The sequence below is a fragment of the Micrococcus sp. HMSC31B01 genome (assembly GCF_001816085.1).
GTDB lineage: Bacteria > Actinomycetota > Actinomycetes > Actinomycetales > Micrococcaceae > Micrococcus > Micrococcus luteus.
Genome location: NZ_KV824907.1, coordinates 1 through 1,459 on the forward strand (window position 1 = coordinate 1; position 1,459 = coordinate 1,459).

Here is a 1,459-nt window from a genome sequence, read left to right on the forward strand (position 1 = left end):
ACGTCCGCGACCCCGAGGTAGGCGACCCGGTCCGCGTGGGCGGCGCGCCAGGCGGGGACCTCGAGCTCGGCGGCGTAGTGGGCGAAGAGGCCGTCGGCCTCGGCGTAGACGAGGGCGTGCGCGGGGTCGGTGCGCTCGCCGTGCATGCGGCGGTGCAGCACGGGCCAGCCCGCCAGGCGCAGGAACAGGGCCGCCTCCACGGACACGTCCACCACGCACACGTCCGGGTCCACCCGCCGCGCCGCCGCGTGGAGGGCGTCGAAGCGAGCCCGGATCTCGGTCCCCACCGGGGACCAGTGCAGGGGCGAGCGCGCCGGCTGCTCGTGGCCGGGCACGAGGTCCGAAGGCAGCGGGATGACGGGGACGTCCGCGGGCAGCAGTGCGGCCGCCCGGGGGTGGGCGGTCACGACCGTCACGTCGAACGCCCCGGTCGACGCCAGGCCCGCGGCGTGCCGCAGGTGCCCCGCCCCGTGCTGGTGGGCGTAGTAGAGGACCCGCCTGCGGGCCGGGGCCATCAGAGGGACTCCAGGTCTGCCGCGTCGGCGGACGGGAGCGGGACCTCCCGGGGGTCGAACCCGTACGCGTCCTCGGCGGCGGCGAGGTCGCGGGCGTCCTCGGCGGCCTGCTCGAGCAGGTCCACGTAGCCCTCCACCATGGTCTCCGCGCTGAACCGGCAGGCCCACGCACGCACGCGTCCCCGGTCCTTGCGGCGGGCGTGGCGGATCGAGACCGCGAGCTCCTGCGCCGTGTGGTGCACGGCCAGCGCGCCGGCCTGCGGGGCGACGATCTCCCCCATCGCGCCGCTGAGCAGCGCGGCCACCGGCACGCCGAGCGCCATGGCCTCGACCACGGCGAGCCCGAACGGCTCGGCCCACAGGGGGGTGGCCAGGAAGACCTCGCCCGTGGCGAGCATGTGCGGCAGCGCGTGGTGGTCGAGGTGGCCGTGGTAGACGGTGTCCGGGCCGAGCCGCGGCACGACCTCGCGGGCGTGGTACTCCTCGTCCGAGATCGGCCCGGCGAAGTGCAGCTCCATGCCCGCGATCCGGGCGGCGTCGATCGCCACGTGCAGGCCCTTCTCCGCCGTGATCCGGCCCGACCACACGGCGCGGCCGCGCACGGGGACGGCGTCGGAGACCCACTGGTGCAGCTCGATCCCGTTGGGCACCACATCCACCCGCGGCAGCCGATGCTGCCAGGCCAGCGCGTTCGACGCGGACACCGAGGCCCACCGGTGGTGGTCGGGAGCCGTCCAGCCCGGGGCGTCGACGACAGCCAGCACCTCCGCCAGCGTGGCCGGCGTGTGCAGGACGGTGACCACGGGGCGGGCGCGCAGCAGCTCGAGCGGCGCCGGGGAGAGGGAGTTGTTCAGGACGGCGTCGGAGTCGTCATCGAGGATCAACGCGCAGGCCCGGCGGGCGGCCTCCTCGCGCACGCGGGCGCCCGCGCGGCCCGGGCCGGC

General features: G+C 76.6%; 1 protein-coding gene and 1 pseudogene. Both read right to left on the reverse strand.

Features of this window, described 5'->3' with window-relative positions:
* A pseudogene (locus HMPREF3105_RS01415) lies at positions 1-515 on the reverse strand (glycosyl transferase); the annotation flags it as partial.
* Positions 515-1,459 (reverse strand): glycosyltransferase (locus HMPREF3105_RS01420; RefSeq protein WP_070708601.1); only part of this gene is annotated, 945 nt, incomplete at its 5' end. The pseudogene HMPREF3105_RS01415 and the gene HMPREF3105_RS01420, both read right to left, overlap by 1 nt.